Source organism: bacterium, from assembly GCA_030654305.1.
Taxonomy (GTDB): Bacteria; Krumholzibacteriota; Krumholzibacteriia; order LZORAL124-64-63; family LZORAL124-64-63; genus PNOJ01.
Genome location: JAURXS010000283.1, coordinates 1 through 4487 on the forward strand (window position 1 = coordinate 1; position 4487 = coordinate 4487).

Consider the following 4487-nt stretch of genomic DNA (forward strand, 5'->3'; position numbering starts at 1 on the left):
GCACCAGGTCGGCCAGACGCCGCTCCACGTAGTCGCCGTCGACGGTCACCGACCCGCCGGCGACCTCCGGCGCGTCGAAGAGCAACTCGTCGAGCAGCTGCGCCATGATGGTCTGCAGGCGCCGCGCGCCGATGTTCTCCAGGCGCCGGTTCAGTTCCATGGCGATGCCGGCCAAGCGCTCGACAGCCTCGTCGGTGAAGCTCACCGTCACGCCGTCGGCCGCGAGGAGCGCCTGGTACTGCTTCAGCAGGGAACTGTCGGGCTCCCTCAGGATCCGCAGATAATGCTCTTCGGCCAGATGGTCAAGTTCGACGCGGATGGGGAAGCGCCCCTGCAGCTCGGGGATCAGGTCGCTGGGCTTGCTCATGTGGAAGGCGCCGGCGGCGATGAACAGGATGTGGTCGGTCCGCACCGGGCCGTGCTTGGTGGTGACGGTGGAGCCCTCGACGACCGGCAGCAGGTCGCGCTGGACGCCCTCGCGGCTGACGTCCGGGCCGTGCCCGCCGCGCCCGGTCGAGGCGATCTTGTCGATCTCGTCGATGAAGACGATGCCGCCCTGCTCGACCAGCTCCAGGGCCTGCTGCGCCAGCTGCTCCTGGTCGATCCGGCGGTCGAGCTCCTGGTCGGAGAGCACCTTGCGCGCCTGCGCGACGGTCATCACGCTCTCGCGGGTCTTCTTCGGGAAGAGCGAACCGAGGCCGTCGGCGAACGAGGCGTCCATCTCCTCCCCGGCCGCGGTGAAGATGTTGGCCAGCGGGACGCGCTGCGAGCTGGTCGTGATCGTGACGGTGCTCTCCTCCAGCACGCGCTCGCGGATCTGCTGGCGGATCTTCTCGCGCGAACGCTGCCAGCGCTGCTCGCGCTCCGGTTCGCCGCCGGCCGCGAGGGGCGGGAACAGCAGGTCGATGAGCTTCTCCTCGACCGCCGCCTCGAGGTCGGCGCGCAGCTCGTCCTCCTTGCGGCGGCGCAGCAGCGCGATGCCGACCTCCACGAGGTCGCGGATCATCGAATCCACGTCGCGGCCGACGTAGCCCTTCTCGGTGAACTTGGTGGCCTCGACCTTCAGGAAGGGCAGGCCCGCCAGCTGCGACAGGCGGCGCGCGATCTCGGTCTTCCCCACGCCGGTGGGCCCGATCATGATGATGTTGTTGGGCACGATCTCGGCGGCGGCCGCCGCCGGCAGCCGCAGGCGTCGCCAGCGGTTGCGCAGGGCGATCGCCACCGCGCGCTTGGCCCGGTCCTGCCCGATGATGTGGCGGTCGAGCTGCGCGACGATGGCCCGGCAGGACCACGTCGACGCTTCGCTCGCGAACTGCAGGGTCACGCGTCGTCCTCCCCCCCGCCGAGTTCCAGCAGGGTGACCTGGTCGTTGGTGTAGATGCAGATCTCGCCGGCCACGCGCAGCGACTCGCGGCAGATCCCGGCCGCCGGCAGCGCGGTATGGCGCAGCAGGGCCCGGGCCGCCGCCAGGGCGTACGGCGCACCGGAACCGACGGCGGCGCAGCCCTCCTCGCCCTCGATGACGTCGCCGTTGCCCGAGATCGTGTAGAGGTCGACGCCGTCGGTGCAGAGCAGCATGGCCTCCAGCCGCCGCAGCACCCGGTCGCTCCGCCACTGGCGGGCCATCTCCACGGCGGCGCGGCGCAGGTTGCCCCGCGACCGCTCGAGGTGGCCCTCGATCGCCTCGAACAACGTGAGCGCGTCGGCGGCGCCGCCGGCGAAGCCCACCAGGACCTTGCCGCCCAGCAGGCGGCGCACCTTGACCGCGCCGTGCTTGACGACCGTGGCGCCGAGGGTCACCTGTCCGTCGCTGGCGATCGCCGCGGCGCCGTCGCGCAGCACCGCCAGCACCGTCGTGCTGCGTCGTCTCATCCTGGTCTCCGTCCTGACCGGTGCCCCCGACCGCCGCTCATTCGGAGCGCGGGTGGGCCTTCCGGAACTCCTCCCGCAGCCGGGCCCGGGAGAGGTGGGTGTAGATCTGGGTCGTGGCCAGGTGCTCGTGCCCGAGCAGCTCCTGGACCACCCGGATGCCGGCGCCCCCGTCGAGCAGGTGGGTGGCGAAGGAATGGCGCAGGGTGTGGGGCGACACGCCGCGCAGGCCGGCCAGCTCGCCGGCGTGGCGCGCGACCATCGCCTGCACCGTGCGGTGCGCGATGCGGCGGCCGTGACGGGCGACGAACACCGGCCGCGAACGGTCGGTTCCGCGCAGCGTGCCGTCGCGCAGCCCCAGCAGGCCCTCGCCGTCGAGGCTGCCTTCGAGGTGCTGCAGCAGCGCCGCCGCAGTGGCCCCCAGCAGGGGCTGCAGGCGTTCCTTGTCGCCCTTGCCCCGCACGCGGACGCGCTCGCCGGGCAGGTCGAGGTCGCCCAGGTCCAGGCCGACGACCTCCGCGAGGCGCAGCCCCAGGCCGTAGACGGACTCCAGGATCGCGCGGTCGCGGCGGCCCCGGGGCGTCGTCGTGTCGGGCAGGGCCAGCAGGGCCTCGACAAGTTCCTCGGAGAGGTCGCGCGGCAGGCGCCGCTCCCTGCCCGCCGCGGTGCGGCCGCCGGACAGGGCCGGCGGCAGCGCCGGCAGCACCCCGTCGAGGTGCAGGTAACGGGCGAAGCCGCGGATCGCCGCCAGGTGGCGGGCGATGGTGGACTTGCTGCGGCCGCGCCGCCGCATCTGGGCCAGGTGGTCGCGCAGGGCGGGGCGCTCGGCGAAGAGGCGGCGCCAGTCGGCGTCGTCGGGCGCGTCGGGCAGGTGGCCGGCGGCGCGCGCGTCGGCGACGAAGTCGTCGAGGTCGCGGCCGTAGGCGGACACGGTCCGCAGGCTGCTCCCCTTCTCGGTCGCCAGATGGCGTCGGAACTCCTGCACGCGGTCCACGGTCACCTCCCCCGCGAATCTACCATCGGCCCCCGGGGGTGGCAAGCAGGGCCGCGTCGCCGCCCGGCTACGGCGCCAGCAGCGCGGACGACGCGGGCTCGGCGAGATGCGCGCGCAGGGCCGCGAGCGAGCGTTCGGCCAGGATCTCCTTGCGCTGCTGCCGCCCGCGCCGACCGCGGGCGGCGTCCGGCGCGACCGGCAGCAGGCCGAAGTTGGCGTTCATCGGGCTGAAGCGGCGGCTGGTGCCGTCGCGCAGGAACCCGTCGAGCAGGGCCCCCAGCAGTGTCTGGTCCGGCCAGTCAGGCAGGTCGATCGCCCGCAGAGCGGCCGCCAGGCGCCAGGCCGTGGTCAGGCCCGAGGCGATCGACTCCACGTAGCCCTCGACGCCCGTGATCTGGCCGGCGAAGCGGATCCGCGCGTCGCCGCGCAGGGCGAAGCGGGAGTCCAGCACGCGGGGCGCGTCGAGGTAGAGGTTGCGGTGCAGCTGCCCGTAGCGCACGAACTCCGCGCGCTCCAGTCCCGGGATCATCCGGAAGACGCGGCGCTGCTCGCCCTGCTTCAGCCGCGTCTGGAAGCCCACCAGCCCGTAGATGGTGCCGGCCTCGTTCTCCTGGCGCAGTTGCACCACGGCGTGGGCCCGCTCGCCCGTCCGCGGATGCCGCAGGCCCACCGGGCGCAGTGGCCCGTGGGCGAGCGTCTCGGGACCGGTGTCGGCGATCTCCTCGACGGGCTGGCAGCCGTCGAAGAGCAGGGACTTCTCGAAGTCGTGCACTTCGGTGCGCTCGGCCGCGACCAGCGCCGCGCAGAAGGCCCGGTACTCGTCGCGGTCCAGGGGGGCGTTCCAGTAGTCCGCCTCGCCCTTGTCGTAGCGCGCGGCGCGGAACAGCCGGTCGCAGTCCAGCGACTCCAGGCTCACCGAGGGGGCGACGGCGTCGAAGAAGTGCAGCCCCGCCCCGCCCGTCCGCCGCGCGATCGCGGCGTTGAGGTCCGGAGAGGTCAAGGGGCCGGTCGCGACGATCCAGCGCGCGGCGGGGTCGTCGTCGAAGTCCACGACCTCGTCCCGGACCAGCGTGACGAGGGGCTCGTCGGCGATCAGCCCGGCGACGGCCGCGGAGAAGCGCTCGCGGTCCACGGCCAGGGCCGCGCCGGCGGGCACGGCGGCGCCGCGGGCGGCGTCGAGCAGCCGGCACCCCGCCAGGTCCAGCTCGGCCTTGAGCAGGCCCGAGGCCGTGGCGGGTTCGGTGCTCTTGAGCGAGTTGGAGCAGACGATCTCCGCCAGGTCGGCGGTGCGGTGGGCGGGCGTGGTGCGGAGCGGGCGCATCTCGTGCAGCGTGCAGGGCACGCCCAGCCGAGCCAGCTGGAGGGCCGCCTCGCAGCCCGCCAGGCCGCCGCCGACCACGTGGACCCGGCTGCGGTTCATCGCGAGGTCTTGGGGGGCGCCGCTTTCCTGGGCGCCTTCTTCTTGGCTGCGGCCTTCTTGGTCGGGGTCTTCTTGATCGTCGCCTTCTCGGTCGTCGTCTTCTTCTTGGTCGCCTGCTTGGTCGGAGCTTTATTCGTCGTCGCTTTCTTGGACGTCGCCTTCTTCGTGGTCGTCTTGCGGGCGCGGCCGGCCGGTCGGCGGCCC

Annotated in this window: 5 protein-coding genes; all 5 read right to left on the minus strand. The window is 73.4% G+C overall.

The window, feature by feature from the left end:
* On the minus strand, nucleotides 1–1324 hold a 1324-nt coding region (hslU, locus tag Q7W29_08165; protein MDO9171791.1), incomplete at its 3' end, for an ATP-dependent protease ATPase subunit HslU.
* The gene (gene hslV / locus Q7W29_08170) at nucleotides 1321–1872 is read right to left on the minus strand and encodes an ATP-dependent protease subunit HslV (protein MDO9171792.1); all 552 of its coding nucleotides are present in this window, start codon (nucleotides 1870–1872) and stop codon (nucleotides 1321–1323) included. The genes hslV and hslU, both read right to left, overlap by 4 nt.
* A gap of 37 nt (nucleotides 1873–1909) precedes the next feature.
* Nucleotides 1910–2863 (minus strand): tyrosine-type recombinase/integrase, encoded by a 954-nt coding sequence (locus tag Q7W29_08175; GenBank protein ID MDO9171793.1) that lies wholly within the window; start codon nucleotides 2861–2863, stop codon nucleotides 1910–1912.
* Nucleotides 2864–2930: 67 nt separating this feature from the next.
* Nucleotides 2931–4283: a methylenetetrahydrofolate--tRNA-(uracil(54)-C(5))-methyltransferase (FADH(2)-oxidizing) TrmFO gene (gene trmFO, locus Q7W29_08180; protein MDO9171794.1), complete on the minus strand. Its 1353-nt coding sequence runs from the start codon at nucleotides 4281–4283 to the stop codon at nucleotides 2931–2933.
* A partial coding sequence (locus tag Q7W29_08185; protein MDO9171795.1) for a hypothetical protein occupies nucleotides 4280–4487 on the minus strand: 208 nt, incomplete at its 5' end. The genes Q7W29_08185 and trmFO, both read right to left, overlap by 4 nt.

Bases quoted from the DNA above. Each gene is read 5' to 3' on its own strand.
- hslV (MDO9171792.1), bottom strand. From the start codon at position 1,872: ATGAGACGACGCAGCACGACGGTGCTGGCGGTGCTGCGCGACGGCGCC.
- trmFO (MDO9171794.1), bottom strand. From the start codon at position 4,283: ATGAACCGCAGCCGGGTCCACGTGGTCGGCGGCGGCCTGGCGGGCTGC.